At 56.2% G+C, this 20,710-nt stretch carries 19 protein-coding genes; 1 reads left to right on the top strand and 18 read right to left on the bottom strand.

The features are described 5' to 3' along the window. Both PGS25_RS13150 and PGS25_RS13145 read right to left on the bottom strand, forming a co-directional pair. A complete protein-coding gene (locus PGS25_RS13150) occupies window positions 1-330 on the bottom strand; it encodes a TfoX/Sxy family protein (protein WP_270419018.1) in 330 nt (109 codons plus the stop codon). After that, window positions 330-1,040, bottom strand: a complete 711-nt coding sequence (locus PGS25_RS13145) for a flavodoxin family protein (protein ID WP_270419017.1) — start codon at window positions 1,038-1,040, stop codon at window positions 330-332. The genes PGS25_RS13150 and PGS25_RS13145 overlap by 1 nt, the downstream gene beginning before the upstream one ends. A 236-nt stretch (window positions 1,041-1,276) precedes the next feature. On the opposite strand from PGS25_RS13145, the gene PGS25_RS13140 reads away from it, so the two are divergent. Next, on the top strand, window positions 1,277-2,440 hold the full coding sequence (locus PGS25_RS13140; RefSeq protein WP_270419016.1) for a glycoside hydrolase family 3 protein: 1,164 nt from the start codon (window positions 1,277-1,279) through the stop codon (window positions 2,438-2,440). Between the two features lie 1,126 nt (window positions 2,441-3,566). Here the strand turns inward: PGS25_RS13140 and PGS25_RS13135 are convergent. The 16 genes from PGS25_RS13135 to PGS25_RS13060 all read right to left on the bottom strand — a co-directional run bounded on the left by PGS25_RS13135 (window position 3,567) and on the right by PGS25_RS13060 (window position 20,369). Continuing rightward, window positions 3,567-4,169, bottom strand: coding sequence for a Type 1 glutamine amidotransferase-like domain-containing protein (locus tag PGS25_RS13135; protein WP_007888235.1), 603 nt, complete (start codon window positions 4,167-4,169; stop codon window positions 3,567-3,569). Window positions 4,170-4,487: 318 nt separating this feature from the next. Continuing rightward, the gene (gene tsaD / locus PGS25_RS13130) at window positions 4,488-5,507 is read right to left on the bottom strand and encodes a tRNA (adenosine(37)-N6)-threonylcarbamoyltransferase complex transferase subunit TsaD (protein ID WP_270419015.1); all 1,020 of its coding nucleotides are present in this window, start codon (window positions 5,505-5,507) and stop codon (window positions 4,488-4,490) included. A 2-nt stretch (window positions 5,508-5,509) separates the two neighbouring features. Beyond that, window positions 5,510-5,965: a GNAT family N-acetyltransferase gene (locus PGS25_RS13125; RefSeq protein WP_118285145.1), complete on the bottom strand. Its 456-nt coding sequence runs from the start codon at window positions 5,963-5,965 to the stop codon at window positions 5,510-5,512. Window positions 5,966-5,979: 14 nt separating this feature from the next. Further along, entirely contained in the window at window positions 5,980-6,411 is a 432-nt protein-coding gene (rimI, locus tag PGS25_RS13120; protein ID WP_110435059.1) for a ribosomal protein S18-alanine N-acetyltransferase, read from the bottom strand. Continuing rightward, on the bottom strand, window positions 6,408-6,839 hold the full coding sequence (locus PGS25_RS13115) for a low molecular weight protein arginine phosphatase (RefSeq protein WP_270419014.1): 432 nt from the start codon (window positions 6,837-6,839) through the stop codon (window positions 6,408-6,410). Before PGS25_RS13115 ends, rimI begins: the two co-directional genes overlap by 4 nt. Before the next feature lie 136 nt (window positions 6,840-6,975). Next, complete coding sequence (polA, locus tag PGS25_RS13110) at window positions 6,976-9,609, bottom strand: DNA polymerase I (RefSeq protein WP_270419013.1); 2,634 nt, start codon at window positions 9,607-9,609, stop codon at window positions 6,976-6,978. A 52-nt stretch (window positions 9,610-9,661) separates the two neighbouring features. Next, window positions 9,662-10,360 (bottom strand): TraX family protein, encoded by a 699-nt coding sequence (locus PGS25_RS13105; RefSeq protein WP_270419012.1) that lies wholly within the window; start codon window positions 10,358-10,360, stop codon window positions 9,662-9,664. 817 nt (window positions 10,361-11,177) lie between these two features. Beyond that, window positions 11,178-11,336 (bottom strand): FeoB-associated Cys-rich membrane protein, encoded by a 159-nt coding sequence (locus PGS25_RS13100; RefSeq protein ID WP_243022106.1) that lies wholly within the window; start codon window positions 11,334-11,336, stop codon window positions 11,178-11,180. Between the two features lie 30 nt (window positions 11,337-11,366). Beyond that, window positions 11,367-13,880, bottom strand: a complete 2,514-nt coding sequence (feoB, locus tag PGS25_RS13095) for a ferrous iron transport protein B (protein WP_270419010.1) — start codon at window positions 13,878-13,880, stop codon at window positions 11,367-11,369. Window positions 13,881-14,018: 138 nt separating this feature from the next. Beyond that, window positions 14,019-14,240 carry a FeoA family protein gene (locus tag PGS25_RS13090; protein ID WP_110435064.1) on the bottom strand — a complete coding sequence of 74 codons (222 nt, stop codon included), beginning with the start codon at window positions 14,238-14,240 and terminating at the stop codon, window positions 14,019-14,021. 21 nt (window positions 14,241-14,261) lie between these two features. Beyond that, window positions 14,262-14,471, bottom strand: a complete 210-nt coding sequence (locus tag PGS25_RS13085; protein WP_188885631.1) for a FeoA family protein — start codon at window positions 14,469-14,471, stop codon at window positions 14,262-14,264. 903 nt (window positions 14,472-15,374) lie between these two features. Beyond that, window positions 15,375-15,806, bottom strand: a complete 432-nt coding sequence (locus tag PGS25_RS13080) for a flavodoxin (protein ID WP_116704598.1) — start codon at window positions 15,804-15,806, stop codon at window positions 15,375-15,377. A 56-nt stretch (window positions 15,807-15,862) separates the two neighbouring features. After that, complete coding sequence (locus PGS25_RS13075) at window positions 15,863-16,423, bottom strand: DUF3793 family protein (protein ID WP_270419009.1); 561 nt, start codon at window positions 16,421-16,423, stop codon at window positions 15,863-15,865. 471 nt (window positions 16,424-16,894) lie between these two features. Beyond that, window positions 16,895-18,145, bottom strand: coding sequence for a DUF4317 domain-containing protein (locus tag PGS25_RS13070; RefSeq protein ID WP_270419007.1), 1,251 nt, complete (start codon window positions 18,143-18,145; stop codon window positions 16,895-16,897). Between the two features lie 923 nt (window positions 18,146-19,068). Next, a complete protein-coding gene (locus PGS25_RS13065) occupies window positions 19,069-19,656 on the bottom strand; it encodes a hypothetical protein (protein ID WP_270419005.1) in 588 nt (195 codons plus the stop codon). Continuing rightward, window positions 19,644-20,369 (bottom strand): sigma factor, encoded by a 726-nt coding sequence (locus PGS25_RS13060; RefSeq protein WP_270419004.1) that lies wholly within the window; start codon window positions 20,367-20,369, stop codon window positions 19,644-19,646. The genes PGS25_RS13065 and PGS25_RS13060 overlap by 13 nt, the downstream gene beginning before the upstream one ends. Between the last annotated feature and the right edge of the window lie 341 nt (window positions 20,370-20,710).

Raw genomic sequence — 20,710 nt, 5'->3', positions numbered from 1 at the left:
TCACTCCTTATTGCTTTTCTTCTTGGATTTCGGTGCCGGAAGTTCGTCATACATGGCACGCAGCAGCTTCTGCAGGAGGGCGGCATCGTCGGTTTTCGTCACCCGCAGCATGGGTTTTGCGCCGTCGTACGGAAATTCATAAGGCGCATCCGGAAGGCAGCTTATCGCAGCTTTGACCGGTTTGACCAGCAGGCGGTTATCGTAAATTCCACCGACGATTCTGCCGTTGTAATAGAGTATGTACTCCCCCATCATGGGTCGATGCGTTACGCCGTCCAGTCCGGACAGGCGGTCTACTATTTCCGCGAGAAATTCTTTTTTGGTCGCCATTATCGTCCTCTTTTCCAGGGTTTCTCCGTCACATAGCCTTTTTGATACCAGTATTCGTCGTCAATGGGATTCATTCTGCGCTTTTTATGGAACAGGCGGTACATGTAAAACAATCCCTTGACCTTCGCGCACGGCGTGACATTTCCGGTATTTTTCCGAATGGCAGAAACCGTTTTCTCCACCTTTTGCTGAATTTTGTGCATGAAATTCTCGGGCATGCTGCTCCAGTCGTATCCCCAGACGGCCTGCGTGATAACGTGCGTGCGGCCGACGCCCCAGTAGTTCATGCTGTCGCGCAAATCCCTGACGGTGGATTTCATGCCGCCGCCCGCCGCGGTCGTGATGATGAGCGCCTGCTTGCACATCAGCGACAGGTCGGGACGGTGCACCAGCCAGCGGTACGCAAAGTGGTCGAGCAGGGTCTTGACCTGCCCCGGAATGTGGTAAACATAGGTCGGCGCACAGAAAATGATCAGCTCGGAGTCATCAATCGCGGCGATGAGCTTCTGCATGTATTCGTGCCCGCCGCACTTGTCCTCGCGGCCGTTCATGCACGCATAGCAGCCCGCGCAGACATGCGGCATATCCTGCGGCAGATAAAATTCGTGCAGCGTGCCGCCCGAAAGCAGGCGGTCGAGCACCATCTGTGCAATGCCGTAGGTAGACGATTTGGTTTTCCGTTTGTGCGGATAAATTATGGTTATGTTCACAGTGAACACCCTTTCTTGTGTGGAACAAATGACAGGATTGTGTGATTCTCCGCTGCGCGGGCGAGCACTTTTCGCCCCTGCGGTTGCACATGTGCAGATCATTGACGAGTGACACGCTCTCCGCTCTCACGCATCCTCCTGCCATCAAACTCCTACCTTGTAATATTACCACATTCACCCTATGCTTTACAACTCCCCTGCTTTCTTGTATAATGTAGGCAAACGAGGTGACACACATGAAAAAACGAATGCTTGCGCTGCTGCTGGGTCTGCTCTGCACCGGACTGTCGGCCTGCGGCAGCACGGACACCGCCGCAAAGGACGAAACGCCGTCCGCGCCGACTGTCGAGCAGCCCGAGCCGGAACCCACGCCGGAGGAGGTCCGCCGGACGGCGGCGGAGCAGTATGCGGACGGCTTGACGCTCGAGGAGCAGGTCGCGCAGATGTTCTTCGTGCGCTGTCCGGAGACCGACGCGGCGACGCTGACGGCGCAGTACGACATCGGCGGCTATCTGCTGTTTGCGCGCGATTTTGACGGACAGACCAAAGAATCCGTCGCAAATACCATCGCAGCCTACCAGAATGCCGCGAAAACGCCCATGCTCATCGGCGTGGACGAGGAAGGCGGCACGGTCGTGCGCGTCAGCTCCAACCCGAATCTGCGCGGCACGAAATTCCAGTCACCGCAGGCGCTGTACCGCGATGGCGGCTTTGACCGCATCACGAGCGACACCGCCGAGAAGGACGCGCTGCTGCGCGATTTAGGTATCAACGTTAATTTTGCGCCCGTGTGCGACGTTTCGACCGACCCGAGCGATTTCATTTACGCGCGCAGCTTCGGCATGGACGCCGAGCAGACCGGCGCATACGTCCGCACGGTGGTCACGCAAATGGTCAGCGACAAGACCGGCATGGTGCTCAAGCACTTCCCCGGCTACGGCAATAACGCGGACACGCACACCGGCATCGCCATTGACGAGCGGCCGATGGACACCTTCCGGCAGTCGGACTTCCTGCCGTTTCAGGCGGGCATTGCGAGTGGAGCGCAGTCGGTTCTCGTCAGCCACAATGTGGTAAACTGCATGGACGCCGACCGACCGGCGTCGCTCTCAGCCGAGGTGCACCGCATTCTCCGCGAGGAACTCGGCTTTGACGGCGTAATCCTGACCGATGACCTGATCATGGACGCCATCCGCGATTACACCGGCGGCGAAAACGCGGCGGTGCTTGCCGTGCAGGCGGGCAATGATATGCTCACCTCGTCGGATTTCGTGACCCAGTACAACGCCGTGCTTGCTGCCGTGCAGGACGGCACGATTTCCAAATCACAGATTCACGCTTCCGCCGTGCACGTCATCGACTGGAAAATGCAGCTTGGACTGATTTCGTATAATGCGTAAACAACAGAGTCCCGGCCTTGTCGCTTGACAAAGCCGGGACTCTGCGCTATAATTTTAAGTACAAACGGCGGCCTGCTGGTAACGGGCGGTCGTTCCCCATAGTTAAGTGTTTGAGGAAACGCCGCTCCGGTTACGGGGCGGTTATTTCTTTATGTATCCTAAGATACCAAAGACGATCGTGGTGATCAACTGAAACAACAGCAGCGTTTCGGAAATTGACATCCAGATCACCTCCCTTTTTATCGAGGGAGGAACAACCTTTTTTCACCGTTTGCACTTTGATTATAGCATGTGTGTCATATTGTGTCAATCAACCGTCTTTTCAGACGGTTTCAGCTTGTCGAAAAAGTCAGATTTCTATTTTGTGCTTCGTGCGACAGCACGCATAAAATAGAATTTGCGCAGCAAATTCATAAAAACCGGGGGCGTGTACCTCGGGTTTTATACAAGGGAAGAAAAAATGTGTCCGGAGGACGCGTTTTTTCTTCAGCATTCGATCGAAAGCGTGGTTTCGATCGAGAGGCTGCTCGAAAAACGATAGTTTTTCGACAGCCTCCAACCGTCTTTTCAGGCGGTTTTTATTTTTTGCTGCAAGAGACGGACGCATGTATCCGTCTTTTTTCTGTCATAAAATTCAAAAAACCGCCTCAAAAGGCGGCTTATTGACAGATTTCGATTGTATATGCTATAATCGAAACGGACAAGTTCACATAGCGGTCAGACCCTCTGTTCCTTTCCCGCTGTCTGCGGCAGGAAGGAGGTGACGCGAATGCGGAAAAAGGCATTTCAGCTTTTCGTATGTACAGTAATCCTGCTGTACATCTTCTGTATAAAAGCGCGATGACCGCTCGTCTGAACCCCGAACGGTCATCATAATCTAATTATGGTGCGAGGGTCTGACTGCTGAACAGTGTCCTCTTGGGTATATTATACCCGAGCAGCCCCGGCTTTGTCAAGCGACAAGGCCGGGGTTCCCTTTTACCTTTTGTGTTGATATAAGCCTATCCGCCAAAACCTTCATCGATTTGACGGAACTTTAAGCATTGGAAAAGGAGCAAGGTGGGTTTTAACCTTGCTCCTATCGGTCAGAATATGCTATTCAGTTCAACAAACTGGAATTTTCAAATTAGTCTTTGCAAATAACCTTTGAATCTTCACCATCAATTACAATTCCCTGACGGTTGTTAATTGGGCATAGATTCAAATCCGAAAATTCAGTCATTATTTTCTCGGTAACTTTCTTAAATGGTGCTGTAAGATAATGCGGAAGAACATAGAAATCAATCAAATCAATCCCTGCATCATCTTCTTGTGAGTAGTCCTCCGGCTTTTCATCCATTTGCTCGATATATTGGATGCTTGGAGCGCATATAATTGCGCCTGCCGACTCGCCGATCATCAATTTTCCATTTGCCAATTCCTTTTTCAGCAGTCCATCAGTTCCCGTTTTACGGAGCTGGTCCATAAGAAAGAAAGAATTTCCGCCGGTAAAATATATCACATCTGCTTCTTCAAAAACAGACTGTATCGTTGAATAAGCCTCCGTTGAAATATCAATTTCAGTTACGATCGCTCCCAACTTTTTGAATAATTTTCGAGCCGAGCCGACATAACCGGTGTAGCCTTCACGCAGTGAAGCTGTTGGAATAAATGCGACTTTCTTATTTTCAATTTCTTCCTTTATCAGACTTCCTACACTTGAAAAGTGCGAACATAAAAATAATTTCATCAATATTCTCCTTTATAAATTTCGATTTTTATATTTGATTATAAAATAGATGTCTGCTGTTTGCAATGTATATTTATAAGCTCATTTACCATAAGTACACAATTCTGAAAGGGGAGAATTCTTTTGTATCATACAATATTTTTGTGCTTCTTTCGAGGCATGAAAAGATGCCGAAGCTGCCTTCGGCATCTTTTTGGTATCCAGTATCGGTTATGTGCGTGATTTAGTGAAATCACCGGAGTTATACCCCATCAACACAAAGGGTAAAAGGGACGGCCGGGGTTTTGCTATGCAGACGAAGTGCATTCTCAATTCATCTCAATCGCAGATATTCTTTCCGATATCCGCGGTGGCGTAGGCATTCTGCAGGGTTTTGCCGCGGGTGCCCGCCTGATACTCATAATACGCCTGACTGCCGATCATGGCGGCGTTATCGCCGCACAGCTGCAGCGGCGGCAGGAACAGCTGGACGTGCTCGCGCTTTGCCATCTCCTGCAGGGCCGCCCGAAGGAACGAATTGGCTGCCACGCCGCCTGCACACACAACGCGCCGCGCATGCGTCTGCTTGACGGCCATCTCGAGCCGCGGCACGAGCGTATGCACGACAGCCGCGCAGAACGAGGCCGCGAGACCGTTCCGGTCGATGGTTTCGCCCTTCTGCTCGGCGTTGTGCGCCAGATTGATGACCGCCGTTTTGAGTCCCGAGAAGGAGAAATCCAGCGGCGCATCCTTGATGTGCGAATCCGGCAGCTTGTACATTTTCGGGTCGCCGTCCTGCGCCAGCTTGTCGATCTTCGGGCCGCCCGGATAGCCGACACCGAGCACGCGGGCGACTTTATCGAACGCCTCGCCTGCTGCGTCGTCGCGTGTGCCGCCGAGGATTTCAAACTCGGTGTAGCTTTTCACCATCACGATCTCGCTGTGACCGCCGGACGCGATCAGTGTCAAAAACGGCGGTTTCAGCTCCGGATACGCCAGATAAGTAGCCGCAATGTGTCCTCGGATGTGGTGCACCGGAATGAACGGCTTGTTCATCGCAAAGGCGAGCGACTTGCCGAAGTTCGCGCCGACGAGCAGCGCACCGATCAGTCCGGGCGCACAGGTCGCGGCAACCGCGTCCACATCGTGCTTGTCCATTTCCGCGTCCTTGAGCGCCTGCTCGGTCACGCGCACGACCGCCTCCATGTGCCGCCGAGACGCGATTTCCGGCACAACGCCGCCGTACAGCGCGTGCGTGGCAATCTGCGTGTCCACCACGCTCGACAGGATTTTTCGTCCGTCCTCGATGACGGCTGCCGCCGTTTCATCGCACGAGGACTCGATTGCAAGTATTTTCATGGTTAATCTCCTAAATTTTTCTCAAAGCACAGGCAGTTTTCCGCGCCCGCCGGACTGCCGTAGTACGGAATGACGCGATAGCCGAGCTTGGTGTACAGCGCCGCCGAATCCTCGGTCGTGCGGGCGGTCTCGAGGATGGCCTTGGTGAAGCCGTGCTTTGCCGCGTCCTGCTCGAGCGCTGTAATGACCGCGCTCGCAACGCCCTTTCGGCGGAACTCCGGCGCGATATAAATGCGCTTGACCTCGAATGTCCCCTCGTCGATCTTCTTCCACGCGCCGCAGCCTGCGGGCTTGCCGTCCTCGTACGCGACGATGCGGCAGTTAAACAGATGCGGCAGGTTGTACTTGGCGTAGCGCTTCTCCACCTCACCGACAAGCATGAAATAATACTCGTCCAGCGCAGCGGTCAGGTCGTGAAAATCCCTGTTTTCCGCGTCAACAAAGCGAAGCTCCAGCATGGCAAAATCCTCCTTCAAATCAGTGAAATCGTCATTAAAACCGCGTTTTCTGTGGGATTGCTGTAAAAATTCTTCCGTTTTCCGACCGGTGCAAATCCGGCTCCGGTGTAGAGCGCTATCGCCGGTGCATTGCTCTCGCGCACCTCGAGCGTGACAAACGCCAGCTTGTTTTCTCCGGCTTTTGCTGTCAGCTCGGCGATCAGCGCCCGCGCGATGCCCTGCCGTCGGAAGTCGGGCGACACGGCAACATTGGTAATATACCCCTCGTCGAGCACGGTCTGGCAGCCGACGTAACCCGCCGTTCTGCCGTCCTGCTCCGCCACAAGAAAAATGCCCTTGCCCAGCTCCTCGCGCAGCATGTTCTCGCTCCACGGCGCGTGAAAGCACGCGCGCTCGATCTCCGCCAGCGCCGCGAGATGGCGCTCCTGCATCACGACAATGTTCATCGGCTCAGGTTCTTGATGACCGCCTGCACGCCCTTGTCGATCTCGGCGGCAGAGCGGCGGTAGGTGGCGAGATCGCCGCCGAACGGGTCGGAAATGTCCTCGGGCAGCAGCGTGAAAATCTTGTCCGCGCAGTCCGGGAACAGCTCGCACAGCCGGTCATAGTGCGAGCCGGTCATGCAGACCAGATACTTCGCGTTTTCGGCCATCTCGGCGGTCAGCTGACGCGAGCGGTGCGCCGAAATATCCGCGCCGCACTCAGCCGCCGCCGCGACGGCGTTTGCCGAGGCCGGCAGACCGTTTTCGGTGTATAATCCGGCAGAAGCCGCCGTTAAACCGGTCTTTTCCTCGCCGTTATGTGCGCGGAATAAGCCTTCCGCCATCGGGGAACGGCAGGTGTTGCCGGTGCATACAAAAATTATCGTTTCCATGTTATTCCTCCGAGAGAGTTTTTAAGAGAGTGGAGAGTGAGGAGTGGAGAGTGAAGATTATCGGCCGATTTCGCTCTTGCGTTCTCTTCACTCTCAACTCTCCACTCTTCACTCTTTTACCAAGCTCTTCACTCTTTTACTTGGTATCGTACCAGCTGTGCCCCGCCTTGGCCTCTGCCACGAGCGGTGCATCCATCTGGAATGCGTTCTCCATCTCCTCGGTGAGCAGGTGCATGGCGGTTTCCTGCTCGTCCTTCGGTGCCTCGAGGATGAGTTCGTCATGCACCTGGAGAATCAATCGGCTCTGCAGACCGTCTCTCAGCAGGCGGTCGCGGACGCGGACCATGGCGATCTTGATGATATCCGCGGCGGTGCCCTGAATCGGGGTATTCATGGCAACACGCTCACCGAACGAGCGCATATTGAAGTTCTTGCTCTTCAGTTCGGGCAGCGCACGGCGGCGGCCGAACAGGGTGGAAACATAGCCCTGCTCCCTGCCGGTCTGCTTGATGTCCTCCATATATTTCTTCACGCCCGGATAGGTGTCAAGGTAGGTTTTGATAAACTCGCCCGCCTCTTTGCGCGTTACGCCGATATCCTGCGCGAGTGAGAAATCCGAAATGCCGTACACGATGCCGAAGTTGACCGCCTTGCACGAGGAGCGCATCTGCGGCGTGACCTCCTCAAGCGGCACATGGTAGACCTTGGCAGCCGTTGCGGCGTGAATATCCTGCCCGTGCTTGAAGGCTTCGATCATGTGCTCGTCCTGCGAGATATGCGCAAGCACGCGCAGCTCGATCTGCGAATAATCCGCGTCGATCAGGACGTGATTTTCGTCCGGTGCGACAAACATGCGGCGCAGTTCGCGGCCAAGCTCGGTGCGGACCGGAATATTCTGCAGGTTCGGGTCGGTCGAGGACAGACGTCCGGTGGCGGTCACGGTCTGCTGAAAATGCGTGTGAATGCGTCCGTCCACCGGGCTGATGACCTTGAGAAGTCCCTCAACGTAGGTGCTTTTCAGCTTGGTCAGCTTGCGGTACTCGAGGATGCGCGGCACGATCGGGTGGTCCTCCGCGATACGCTCAAGCACCTCAACGTTGGTGGAATAGCCTGTTTTTGTCTTTTTCGGGGCGTGCAGGCCGAGTTTCTCGAACAGCACCTCACCCAACTGCTTCGGACTGTTGATGTTGAACTCGCCGTCCGCGTCATGATAAATCTGCTCGGTCAGGTCGCGGATACGCACGTCCAGCTTGTCACCGAAGGCACGCAGCTCGTCCGGCTCGACCGCACAGCCCGCCGCTTCCATCTCAGCCAGCACGCGCAGGAGCGGCAGCTCGATTTCATAGTACAGTTTTCTCATGCCGAGCTGCTCAATCCGGTCAGCCGCCTCGGCGTAAATGGCGCGCAGCGCACCGACATGCTGCGCCACGGCCTTCTCTGTGTCCTCCTGACCGCCGAGGAGTGAAACCGCCGCCGGATCGTCCAGATCCAGCTCCGGCAGCTCGGCATTGCAGTACGCAAGCGCGAGCCGCGGCAGGTCGTAGCCGGACTGGGTCGGGTCGAGCAGGTACGCCGCGATGGCGGTGTCAAACACGATGCCCTTCGGGTCCATACCGCGCTGCAGCAGTGCCCGCACGGTGGCCTTCGCATCGTGCAGCACGAGCGACAGCGTGCCGTCGAACAGGCGGCACAGAATGTCGTTCCACGCGTCACCGAACGCCTCGGCGAACAGGATGTGCGCCGTGTCGCCGTCCAGCAGGCAAACTGCACCTAAGGTTTCCGGCACGATGGCGTACACGCGGTCGCAGTCGGTCAGCGAATCCATTAAGTTGAACGCTTCGAGCACATTCTCCACTCGTTCTGTTTTCAGCTCCGGCAGGCGCGGCGCGGACACGCTCTCGCCCGAAAGGTCAAACCGCTTGATGAAATTCTTGAACTCCAGCCGCGTCAGCAGGTCGTAGAGCGCGGTCTCGTCGATGTCCTGCGCGGGCAGGTGCTCCACATCGAGGTCGAGCGGCACGCTGCGGTCGATGGTGGCGAGCCAGTAGCTGTCCTTCGCGGACTGCTCGCCGTTCTGCAGCTTGGTGCGCGCACCCTTTTTGATGCGCTCGTCCTCGATATTCGCGTACACGCCCTCAAGCGTGCCGAAGTCGTGCAGAAGCTGCATGGCGGTCTTTTCACCGATGCCGGGCACGCCGGGAATGTTGTCCGACGAATCGCCCATGAGCGCCTTGAGGTCAATCAGGCGAATCGGGTCGAAGCCGTATTTCTCGCGGAAGGCGGCGGTGTCATAGGTCTGGTAGGTGGTCTGTCCCATGCGGGTGGAGACCAGCATGACGGTCGTGCCGCCGCCGACAAGCTGCAGGCTGTCGCGGTCACCGGTTACGACCACACAGGTGTCGCCGTGCTCGTCCGCGCGGCGGCTGATGGTGCCGAGCAGGTCATCCGCCTCAAAGCCTGCCTTTTCGCAGCGGGTAACGCCCAGGGCATCGAGCACCTGCTTTGTAATCGGCAGCTGCGCCGCCAGCTCATCCGGCATGCCCTTGCGGGTGGCCTTGTAGGCGTCGAATTTGAGGTGACGGAAGGTTTTCTCCTTCACGTCAAAGCAGACGATGGTGCGGTCGGGCTGCTCCTCGTCCTGCAGTTTGAACAGCGTAGCCAGAAAGCCGTAAACCGCGTTGGTGGGCAGTCCCTCGTGGTTGGTCAGCTGCCGGATGCCGTAGAACGCGCGGTTCAATATGCTGTTGCCGTCTATCACCATGATTTTCATGTGTATTTTCCTCGCTCATTGATACATTATATATAGTATACCACATTTTCGTTTATCCTGCCACTGCTTCAAGCGCCATCTGCACCGCGCCGATGAGCGCCAGATGGGCGGGATAGTAAATATAGAAAAAGTGCTTCATCTTCCATTTGCCGCGCTCATTGCCGAGCAGCAAAATCGGGAAGATCGCCAGCACGCAGAAGCGCTGCAAGCCGCCCATCACACCGGCAAGCGCCAGCAGACCGATCGCAAAACCGAGCCGCTCGCCGATGACCGGCGGAATGCCGGCGAACACGCGCTCCCAGAGCAGACGTCCGGCTTCGGCGTACAGCGGCAGCAGCACGCCAGCGAAGCCGTAGTCGATGTAGACCGTCCGGCACAGCAGGTAAAATACAGCGGCAAGCGCGGCTGTCAATGCCAGAAAGCGCAGTTTTCCGCTGCTTTTCCACGCCTCCATACCGTACAGCAGCAGAATGGACAGGCTCAGCGTGATGAGCGCGTTGCCGCAGAAGCCGCCGAACGGCAGAAACGCAATAACGCACACTGCGCCGCACGCGAACACGCTGCCGAAGTAGCGGGCTTTGTTCCGCGTATAGCGGCAGCCCTCTGCAATGCAGTAGGAGAACAGCGGAAACGCCAACCGTCCGATCACGCGCAGCCACACCGCCTGCGGAAAAAATGCCGCGCCGATGTGGTCAATCGTCATGCACACCATGGCAAGAATCTTCAGTTGGTTCTTGGTCAGCTGTTTCACGCGCGTTCGCCACCTTTATGTATCAATTATAGCACGCCGAGTGGGAAAGGCAAAGGGCGTTTTGCGCCGTACCCACGGCGGTGGGCAAAGAGGGTAGACACCTACGGTTTCTACCCTCTTTGAACACCCGTTTCCCTTGGAAGCCTACCTTGGGTGCAGATGGTAGACTTCGTAAGCAGGAAAAGGAACGGCAGTCGGGTTACACTTCCGTAGGGGCGCGCATTGCGCGTCCATTTCTCTACCTCTACACAGTGTCGGATACCGTACTGCTACACATACGGTTTACTTCCAGCAGGCGCGGCATACCCGTGCCGCGCAACTCGTAAGTCTGGAGGTTACGGACAGCACCTACGAATCTATCTATTTAGTAGCTTTTATCCTCGCAGGCCCTGTCCATCATAACGCGCTGACGAATTGTGCGGCACGGTTATGCCGCACTCTGCGTTGATTAACCCGCATGTGTAGCAGTACGCTATCCGAGAACTGCGAAAGGTTTGCGAAAGTCACGCAAGAGTAACCCGACTGCCGCGTCCTTTTCCTGCTTACGCAGTCTACCATCTGCCCCCAAGCCCTTGAGGGAAAAGAGGAGATTCACAAGAGGGTGGAAAACCGCAGGTTGTCTACCCTCTTGTGCGCCCGCCGCGCGTAGCGGCACTCCCCGTCGTGGTTCACGGCAAAACTCTCCGCCCGGAAAGGGCAAACCGCCTGCGCGGTTCGGGCACACCGCAAAAGCTCTGCCTGCGAATCCCTGTCCGAGAGTACGATCTTAACGCAAAAACCGTCCGGCACCGGAGTGCCGAACGGTTTAGAGAGGTGTTTACTTTTTCTTGTCCGGAGGCGCTGTGTGATGACAGCTGCCGCCGCAATGTGCGCAATCGCCGCCGCAGCCGCCGGACTTCTTGACGAAGACCGAACGAACCGCAAAGAACACGACAGCCACTACGATCAAAGCCAGAATTACATCACCAATACTCATGGTAAAAGCCTCCTTTCAAATACGGAAGGATCAGTTGGCGTCCACGCTCATGCGGCGCAGACCCTCGGTGGAGTCAGCCTTGGCCGGCTTGCGGAACAGCAGGAAGATGATCAGCGCGATGAACGCGATGGCAACGACCGTGCCGATACCGAAGGTCAGCTCGCCGGTGATCAGACCGCCGATCTGATAAATGATGGTGGATACAACGTAAGCGTAAGCACACATGTAGCCGATTGCAAGTGCGGTCCACTTGCCGTTGTTCATCTCACGCTTGATGGCGCCCATTGCCGCGAAGCACGGTGCGCACAGCAGGTTGAATGCCATGAACGCATACGCGCCGACCTGCGTGAAGTCAGCAGCCAGCTCGCTCCAGATTTCGGAGCCGTCCTCTGCAACCTCGCCGACGAAGTGATACAGCTGACCGAAGGTAGCAACAACGTTCTCCTTCGCAACCAGACCCGAGATGGTGGCAACGGTTCCCTTCCAGTTGCCGAAGCCCGGCAGCGTGAAGATCGGAGCGATCACAGAGCCGATGCGCGCCATGATGGAGTTGTCGATATCGGATACCGCGCAGAACGCGCCGCCTTCCCAGCCGTAGCCGAGGGTGAACCACATAAAGATGGTGGACAGCAGGATAACGGTGCCTGCCTTCTTAATGAAGGAGGAGCCGCGCTCCCACATGGAGCGGAATACGTTGCCGGCGGTCGGAACGTGGTAGCTCGGCAGCTCCATGACGAACGGAGCCGGGTCGCCGGTGAAGATCTTGAACTTCTTGAGCATGATGCCCGAGATGATGATGGACAGCACGCCCAGAACGTATGCGGAGAATGCGATGGTGCCGGAGCCGCCAAAGAACGCACCTGCGAACATTGCGATGATCGGCAGCTTAGCGCCGCACGGTACGAAGCAGGTGGTCATGATGGTCATGCGGCGGTCGCGCTCCTGCTCGATGGTACGGGAAGCCATGACAGCCGGTACGCCGCAGCCGGAGCCGATCAGCATCGGGATGAAGGACTTGCCCGAAAGACCGAACTTGCGGAAGATACGGTCCATGATGAATGCAACACGCGCCATGTAGCCGCAGTCCTCGAGGATAGCGAGGAAGAAGAACAGGATGAGCATCTGCGGAACGAAGCCCAGAACCGCGCCAACACCGGCAACGATACCGTCCATTACCAGGCTGTAAACCCAGCCGTCCTCGTTAACGCCCATGGAAGCGAACAGCTTCTCCAGCAGCACCGGAATACCCGGCACCCATACACCGAAATCAGCCGGGTCCGGCTCCTCGGCGGTCATGGTCTCCTCGAAGGTCGCAAGAGTAACGTCCTCGGTGGTAACCTCACCGGAGTCCTCGTCCTCGAACTCGGCAGTGCCGACAACCGATGCAGCAGCCGGGTCTGCCTCGATAGCAGCAGCTGCGTCAGCGATGGCGGTCTCGTCAGCCTCCTCGGCCTCGAGCGCCTCGGTCAGAGCAACGGTGTCGATGCCGGCCTCGTCAGCAGCCTCGAGCCATGCGTCGCGGCGGGTGATCTGGTCGTCGTACTCGGCGGTTGCTTCCTCATAGTCAGCAGCGCCGATGGTGAACAGATGCCAGCCCTCACCGAACACACCGTCGTTGGCCCAGTCGGTGAAGATGCCGCCCGCGGTGGTTACGGAAACGTAGTAGACCAGCCACATGACCAGTGCAAAGATCGGCAGAGCGAGGATTCGGTTGGTAACAATGTGGTCGATCTTATCCGAGGTGGACAGACCGGTCTTTTTCTTCTTTACACAGTCCTTGACCAGCTTGCCAATGTACTGATAGCGCTCATCGGTGATGATGGACTCCGCGTCATCGTCAAGCTCCTCCTCAACGGCGGTGATGAGCTTCTCGATCTTGTCCTGCACGTCCTTGCCGAGCGTAAAGCGCGCCTGCACCTTGCTGTCGCGCTCGAACAGCTTGACAGCGAACCAGTGGCGCTGTGCCGGCTCGGTAACGTCTGCAATCAGCTTTTCGATCTCGTTTACCGCATTTTCAACGGTGTCGGAGAACTTGATGCGTGCCGGAGCCTTGCCCTCCTTGGCAGCCTTCTTTGCCGCCTCGACCAGCTCCCTGGTGCCCTCGCCCTTGATGGCTGCGGTCTCAACGACCGGCACGCCAAGCTCCTGGGACAGCTTCTTTACGTCGATCACGTCGCCGCGCTTCTTGACGATATCCATCATGTTCAGCGCGATAACGACCGGAATGCCCATCTCGAGCAGCTGGGTGGTCAGGTACAGGTTGCGCTCGATGTTGGAGGCATCCACCAGATTCATGATGGCCTGCGGCTTCTCGTTTACGAGGTAATCACGCGCAACGACCTCCTCCAGCGTGTACGGAGAGAGGGAGTAAATACCCGGCAGGTCGGTGATCAGGACTTCCTTATCGCCCTTGAACTTGCCTTCCTTCTTTTCCACGGTAACACCCGGCCAGTTGCCGACATACTGGGTCGCACCGGTCAGATCGTTAAACATCGTGGTCTTGCCGCAGTTCGGGTTGCCGGCAAGTGCCAAACGAATTGACATGTTTTTTCCCCTTTCTTGGGATTAGTATCCGCTAACCCCTATGTAAAAAAAATTTTAACGAATTTTCGTCTGCCGCAATGTGCCCAAAGGGCGCGGTTTTTCGTCAGCCCTCGATTGAAACCGTGGTTTCAATCGAAATCAGTCTACCTGAATCATCTCAGCATCTGCCTTGCGAAGCGACAGCTCGTAGCCGCGCACGGTGATCTCGACCGGATCGCCCAGCGGCGCTACCTTGCGGACATAGATCTCCGCACCGCGAGTGATGCCCATATCCATGATGCGGCGGCGGGTTGCACCCTCGCCCTCAATCTTGCGGACGGTTACGGTGGCACCGACCGGCGTGTGTCTCAGATTGCTCATTTGCGTTTGCCCCCTTTGCAATTAAACCATAATGCGCGAAGCCATCTGCTCGGAGATTGCGACGCGCGCATCCTTCACGTTTACGATCACGTTGCCTGCCAGAGAAGACACAACAGTGACCTTTGCGCCCTCGACAAAGCCGAGATTCTGCAGGAACTTTCTCGTCTGGTCTTTTCCTCGAATGGTCTTTACGGTGGTCTCTACACCAACATCCATTAACGTAAGCGGCATAATGGTAATCCTCTCCTTTTCTGTAATCTCTGCGCGAAAAAAAAGTGTTTTGTATCAGGTTAGACCGCTCTAACCTATTTATCATTTGAAGTTTACACCAGCTAACCTTTTGTGTCAATACGGAAAAAGCAAGTTTGTCAAAGCTAACTAATCTGCACAGAGTTTGCCGTGACTAATTGTGCAGTATGCTGTTGCTAACTACCGGTTTCCGCCAGACAGGAGGAAGCCCGCGGCCATTGTTCCGGATGACCGCGGGCTCATGTTGAGGCTGTCAAAAAACTATCGTTTTTCGAGCAGCCTCTCGCTCGAAACCACGCTTTCGAGCGAATACTGAAGAAAAACCGCGCCCTGACGGGCACATTTTTTCTTCCCTTGTATAAAAAGTCAGGTACACGCCCTGACTTTTTATGAATTTGCTCCGCAAATTCTATTTTATGCGTGCTGCCGCACGAAGCGCAAAAATTAAAATAATACTTTTTGACAGACTGCATGTTATCGGGGTAACGCCGCTGCTGACCCGCCTTTTCCGCAGATAGGAGGAAGCCCGCGGCCATTGTTCCGGATGACCGCGGGCTCATGTTATGTTTTGACATACCGGGCAGTATGCCATGGGGTTTCCCCCGGGACAAGAAAGGATATTTGTATCATAACTGATACCGTCGTATCAGTTACGACCGTGAGTTAATTCGTTTGAAACCACGGTTTCAAACGAGGGACTTTGCCGAACGGTGTTCGGACAAAGTCTGGGTCGCAATCTGCGCGCCGCACGCGGCACACAGCATTGCTCTTAGGAGTATAAAAACCGTGATTCATGCTCCCGGTTTTTATGGATTTGCCTTGCAAATCCTATCGAAATTGCGCTTCGCGCAGGTAATATGAAGCGCGTTAAGAGAATTGCGGGATTTAGAATGCTGCGAAGCCCTTGCCGAACTCCTTGCACTTTGCGATGCCGTCGTCGTCCGGGGTTTCGTTGAGGATGAGACCCTCATCGGTGTAGATGACAGCGTTTGCGTCGTTGGTACGCTGTACCCAGTCACGCATCCACTGGCCGTCGCCCCAGCCGTAGGAGCCGAACAGCGCAACCTTCAGGCCGGAAATCTTGCTCTCCAGCTCGGTGAAGAACGGGTCAAACTCGGTCTCCTCGAGAACCTCGGCACCCATAGCCGGGCAGCCGAGAGCGATCTTTGCGTACTTAACAGCGTCAGCCGGGGTGGTGTCCGCAACGTTCAGTACGTCAACTTCCATGCCGCCCTCGCGGATGCCGTCTGCGATTGCGTTTGCCATCTGCTCGGTGTTGCCGGTCTGGCTCCAGAAAATAACTGCTGCTTTGCTCATGATAATTTTGCTCCTTCGCATGTATTGTTCTATATTTGTAGTTCTATCGAGTTATGCTATGCTGCAAACACTTCAAAAAGGGTTTCGCCCTTGTCAACGCGTCTGGTCACAGCGCGGCATACCCGCGATAGGCGGTCAAACAGTCGGGATGCCGCCTCGGCATCGCCGTACACCTTCCAGAGACCGCTTAATTTGCAGCCCTTTCCGGCGTATCGAATAAAGCCCACAACGTCCTCGATCGGGTATCCGAGGAACAGTCCGATCTCGTGCGGAAAGTCCTTGGACATGGCGATGCGGCGCTTGAGATTGCGCAGCAGTACGTCGAGCGGCTGACCGACAGGGTACGCAAAGTGCCGGAGCACATGCTGCACCTGCGGGTCCGCCATGCGGCGTTCAAGCTGCGGCTTGCTGTATACCAGTAAGAGGAAGCGTGCGCTGCAGGCGCAGACGATCTCGAAGTGAATCTCTCGCGCTGCGAAAGCATTGCGGTATTCGCTGAGCCGCTGCGGCAGATCGGGATATAAATTCCGGTCGCACGACACCAGACTTGCCGGTTTGATGCCCGCCAGTGTCGGCGAGCAGTAGGTCGCTAAAAGTCGATCCAAGCCATTTTGCATTGCTGATGCACCTCCCGTTTACAGTATTTCCGGTCTGTACATTTGGTATGCGGTTTTCCCGAACAGCGCGGCTGCGGTTAGCCATTCAGCCGCGCAGACCAGTAACGGTTTTGTTCGGAATGATGCGCAAAATACAGAGGAAGCTGTTTCTTTTATAACTTTTCAGCACGTTCCCGTTCCGTGAGGAAGCGTGCCGGTCAACGGGGCGTATCAGTAAGCCTCGGCTAACCATGTATATAAGTTAGCATATCCTAACCAATATGTCAAGCCCTTTTTCGAGAGAAATTTTCGGCTGAATCCCGGGCGGTTAGGTTTTGCTAACTATACCGTTCAGATAGACGTTTTCTCAGCGTGAGAATGGGCGTTTTTCTGTCTTTTCGGCAGGGAAAATTTTTTCGGGATTTCCCGGATTTTCTGCACCGGCTGAAAAAACGAAAAGGGCATACCTTTCGGTACACCCTAATGTATAAATTATTCCACTTCCACGCCGTTGATACGCGCGGATTCATCCCCGGTGAGCGGAATGACAAGGCATTTCTGCCCTTCCACAACCTCGGTATGGACGTTTACGGCTCTCTCCTGCGGCATGCGAACGTCGATGACCGTGCCGGTCTCCCACGGAACGTCGTCCTCGTCCGTGTCGGCGGCGTTTGCCGCCTGATGCGCCAGCTCCTGCTGCAGCACTGCCACCTTCTGCTCCAGGGCGGCGGTATGCGCCTTGACCGTGCCCTCCTCGACCAGACGGCTGTCCAACACGTTATGCGCCTGCGGCGGCTGGTCACCGAACACCTGCTCGTACGACTTCTCGATCTGCGCGCGCACGCTGTCCGGCACCTCGGCCTCGGTCGCCAGACCGGAAACCGCCTCGGCGGTCAGCTCGACCGGCGGCAGGCTCTCGTCCTCCTCCCGCTCGGCCACCATCGCGCTGATGGTCTTCTGCATCTGGAAGAACGCCGCGTCCGCCTGCTCCTCATCCTCACCGAAGGCGTCGTGCACCACGTTCTTGAACGCCAGCTTGTCCTCGGCAGCCGTGCGCTGCGCGACACAGCCGAGCACGTTCTCGATGAACTCGGGGTGCGACGGACGGCCGGTCTTGACGTAGTACATCACGGCGTTGACATCGCTGCCGCGGTTTGCAAACGCCGGGTACACAAAGCCGAGGTCGGGCAGACCGACAACCCAGTCGCGCTCCCGCGCACCGATGCGGTTTTCGTTCTCCTTGTAGCCGAGCGCAGGCTTCGCCAGCTCGACCGGACAGACCGCGCACACGCAGTACGCATACAGCTCGGTGGATTCGTCCTGGTCCTCACCCGAGGTGGCCTTGCTCGGCACGTCGTACACATCGTGGTAAACCACGATCAGGTAGTTGCCCGGGTAGCTGTACTCCTCGATCACCTGCTCGTACAGGCGGTCGAGCAGCTCCTCGTTCGCCAGCTTGCTGTCCTTGAGCGTCAGCAGGTATTTCTGGTGCTCGATGCCGCTGTCGCTGCGGTCAAACTCCAATTCCAGCAGGTTTGCGCCGAGCGTGCCGCTGAACGTCTTTTTGGCGATCTCGAGGTACTTGTAGTATTCATCCTCTTCCAGTTCGGAAAACTGCTCGGTGAACTTGGTCACGATCTGCTTGCCGCTGTTGACGTAGCAGCCGCACAGACGCCCGAACGTGCATTCGGTCTTTTTCAAACGGCGGCGCAGCTCCTGCACATCGCCCTTGGTGATATTCATAGGTTTCGCTCCTTAGCGTGTGGATTCGGTATATACAAGTATACGGCATTTTCCATGCAAAAGGCAAGCATTTTCACACAAAAAGCGGCCGACCGGGTGAGGTCAGCCGTAAATTGACAGGTTTTGCGCCTGTGTGATATACTTGTCATAAGGAAACGCCTGTTTGCATGGACAAACGGTCAGCTCCTCTTTTCCTCCCTCGGTTTGAGGCGGAAAGGAGGTGGCGTAAATGCGGAAGAAAGCACTTCAGCTTTTGGTATGTGCAGTCATTGTATTGTACATTTTCTCCGTATATGCGCGATGACCGTCCGGCGGCAACCGTACGGTCATCTGTGAAAACTTTTGACTGAACTTGGGAGCTGACCGTCCAACGGACAGCGTTTCCCTTTAATTACATTATAGCACACTTTCAGGCACTGTCAACCTGCGGAAATTGACATTTTTCGCACGTCCTGTTATACTTAACTCGTGGAAACGCTGTTGCACACGCAGTGAGCAATCACTGCAGGCGGTCAGATCTTCTTCTTCCCCACAGTCTGTGGGCGGAAGGAGGTGCTGCGCATGAGGAAGAAAGCCTTTGAGCTTTTTATCTGTGCGGTCATTGTACTGTACATGTTCCTTATAAATGCGCGATGACCGCTTGGCTCGTACCCCAAACGGTCATCGTCTAAAAAACCTTGATCTGTTGTAAGGTCTGACCGCTGCGCACAGCGTTTCCCTTTTTGTATCTTTATTATACCACACGAGCGCATGTTGTCAAGCGGCGTGATTTGCCGTAAATGCGCGATGACCGCTTGGCTCGTACCCCAAACGGTCATCCTAAAAAAATGACTACTTAGAAAGGGTCTGACCGCTGTACAACAGCGTTTCCCTTTAATAAAATTATACCACACTCCCGCGCAAAGTCAAGCGCGGGAGCATTTTTATGCCTGCTCTGCGCGTTCACTCTGCCGGCTCTCTCCCGGAGCGTTCCCCGGTTTCTCCGGCGGCTGCACCCTCACCTCGGGCGGGTTTCTCTTATCGCCGGACTGCCGGAACCGATCGTCAATATGCGCACGGAGCCGTTCGGCGTGGCCGCTGCTGCGCGAGGTCACGGTGATGCTGACGCGCTCGCCTTCCTTTGCTTCCTGCCGGACGGTATGCTCCACCGCCTTATCAATGTGTGCAAACCGCGGAATTTTGCCGTCCGGCGGCTGCTCCTTGCCGGAAACGCGGGCGCCGAGCACCTGATTGAACCGGTTTACCGTATACACCACGCTGTCCGTGCCGCCCACGACGCTGACGCTGGCATACGGCTCATACGCGGCATACACGCCGGTGGTCGCCATGCCGCACAGGACAGCCGCACACGCCGCCCAGGTCAGCGGCTTTTTCCACCGTCTGCGGTGCTTCGCCGGAATCCGAATCTCCTGTCCGACCGCTCCGTTCTTCGCGTCTACAAGGTGAACCGTGCCGTCCTCCGCGAGTGCGGCGGCCTTTCCCGCTCGAATATCCGTAATTATCGCACGCATTGCTCTGCCTCCTTGCGCATGGTCTGCAGATAGGTGCAGAGGATGGGGTAATCGCCGTCGATGAGCAGCGCCGCCGCTACAATGTAATCCCGGTGACGGGTTATCGTCCGCGCCGACACGCCGCACTGCTGCGCGAGCGCCTTGATCGGCAGGCTGTGCGCGCTCTGCATGGACGCGAACAGCACCGGCGAATGCAGCAGCGTGCCGACCGCCACGGCGCAGCTGCGGCGCGTCTTGTCCGACTTGGGCGAGCTTGCCGCTAAATCATAAAACGCGAATCCGTACTTCTCAAACACCGTGTTTGCCGCCTCGATTTCCTCCTGTGCGCTGACCGGTTTGGCTTCGCTCATCTGCTCCGCGACCGCCTGCTGCATGGCGGCGTCCGCGCTCTCGCGGTCCACCGTGCCGTCGAACGTCTGCGGGGCAAGCGGCGTTTCCGCGTCAAACCGGCGCTGACTGCGGTAATGGTCGGCAAGGCGTCTGCCAATCACAAGCGACGCATACGCGCCGAACGGCCCGCTTGTCGGATCGTAGCCCTTGATGGCTTCGTAGAAGGCCAGCAGTGCGACCGAGTATTCATCGTCGCTGCGCGTGACCGCAAAGCCTGCATGCCTGCTCGCGCACCGGAGAACAAATGCCTCGTGTGCCTCAATGAACCGCTCCAAAAACGGCTCGTCCGTGCGTGCGCGGACTGCCTGTGTGCTCGTCTGCATGCCGCCGCCTCCCTTCCTTTGGTGATACTATCATAAGTTTGTTCTATGTTGAAACGGTGTACCGACTGTTACCGTTCCGCGTAGACTTCCGTATGTTTTGAAGGACACAGACAGCAAAAAGCACCGCAGAATACAAGCTGCGGTGCTCTTTCATTCGTTCAGGTTGTTGCTTTCTCGTTCTCTTCGCGCGTTAGCGCGCATTCAATAGGATTGCATTGCAATCCATAAAAACGGGGAGCATGTATCTGCGCAGCGCGGTCAAGAAACCGCGCAAGGATAGCGCAAATTTTTATACTTCTGGAGGGAGAAAGTTTCAACCAACGGGCGGAACTTTCGGACGA

It is taken from the genome of Butyricicoccus sp. AM78-15b2TA (assembly GCF_027665985.1).
Classification (GTDB): Bacteria; Bacillota; Clostridia; order Oscillospirales; family Butyricicoccaceae; genus Agathobaculum; species Agathobaculum butyriciproducens.
Note: the sequence above shows the minus strand (reverse complement) of the source record. Positions and strands in the feature narration are given on the sequence as shown.

Bases quoted from the DNA above. Each gene is read 5' to 3' on its own strand.
- PGS25_RS13070 (WP_270419007.1), bottom strand. From the start codon at position 18,145: ATGAATATCACCAAGGGCGATGTGCAGGAGCTGCGCCGCCGTTTGAAA.
- tsaD (WP_270419015.1), bottom strand. From the start codon at position 5,507: ATGAAAATACTTGCAATCGAGTCCTCGTGCGATGAAACGGCGGCAGCC.
- PGS25_RS13115 (WP_270419014.1), bottom strand. From the start codon at position 6,839: ATGGAAACGATAATTTTTGTATGCACCGGCAACACCTGCCGTTCCCCG.
- PGS25_RS13150 (WP_270419018.1), bottom strand. From the start codon at position 330: ATGGCGACCAAAAAAGAATTTCTCGCGGAAATAGTAGACCGCCTGTCC.
- rimI (WP_110435059.1), bottom strand. From the start codon at position 6,411: ATGAACATTGTCGTGATGCAGGAGCGCCATCTCGCGGCGCTGGCGGAG.
- PGS25_RS13060 (WP_270419004.1), bottom strand. From the start codon at position 20,369: ATGCAGACGAGCACACAGGCAGTCCGCGCACGCACGGACGAGCCGTTT.
- PGS25_RS13080 (WP_116704598.1), bottom strand. From the start codon at position 15,806: ATGAGCAAAGCAGCAGTTATTTTCTGGAGCCAGACCGGCAACACCGAG.
- PGS25_RS13090 (WP_110435064.1), bottom strand. From the start codon at position 14,240: ATGAGCAATCTGAGACACACGCCGGTCGGTGCCACCGTAACCGTCCGC.
- feoB (WP_270419010.1), bottom strand. From the start codon at position 13,880: ATGTCAATTCGTTTGGCACTTGCCGGCAACCCGAACTGCGGCAAGACC.
- PGS25_RS13085 (WP_188885631.1), bottom strand. From the start codon at position 14,471: ATGCCGCTTACGTTAATGGATGTTGGTGTAGAGACCACCGTAAAGACC.
- PGS25_RS13075 (WP_270419009.1), bottom strand. From the start codon at position 16,423: ATGCAAAATGGCTTGGATCGACTTTTAGCGACCTACTGCTCGCCGACA.
- PGS25_RS13100 (WP_243022106.1), bottom strand. From the start codon at position 11,336: ATGAGTATTGGTGATGTAATTCTGGCTTTGATCGTAGTGGCTGTCGTG.
- PGS25_RS13140 (WP_270419016.1), top strand. From the start codon at position 1,277: ATGAAAAAACGAATGCTTGCGCTGCTGCTGGGTCTGCTCTGCACCGGA.
- polA (WP_270419013.1), bottom strand. From the start codon at position 9,609: ATGAAAATCATGGTGATAGACGGCAACAGCATATTGAACCGCGCGTTC.
- PGS25_RS13125 (WP_118285145.1), bottom strand. From the start codon at position 5,965: ATGCTGGAGCTTCGCTTTGTTGACGCGGAAAACAGGGATTTTCACGAC.
- PGS25_RS13065 (WP_270419005.1), bottom strand. From the start codon at position 19,656: ATGCGTGCGATAATTACGGATATTCGAGCGGGAAAGGCCGCCGCACTC.
- PGS25_RS13135 (WP_007888235.1), bottom strand. From the start codon at position 4,169: ATGAAATTATTTTTATGTTCGCACTTTTCAAGTGTAGGAAGTCTGATA.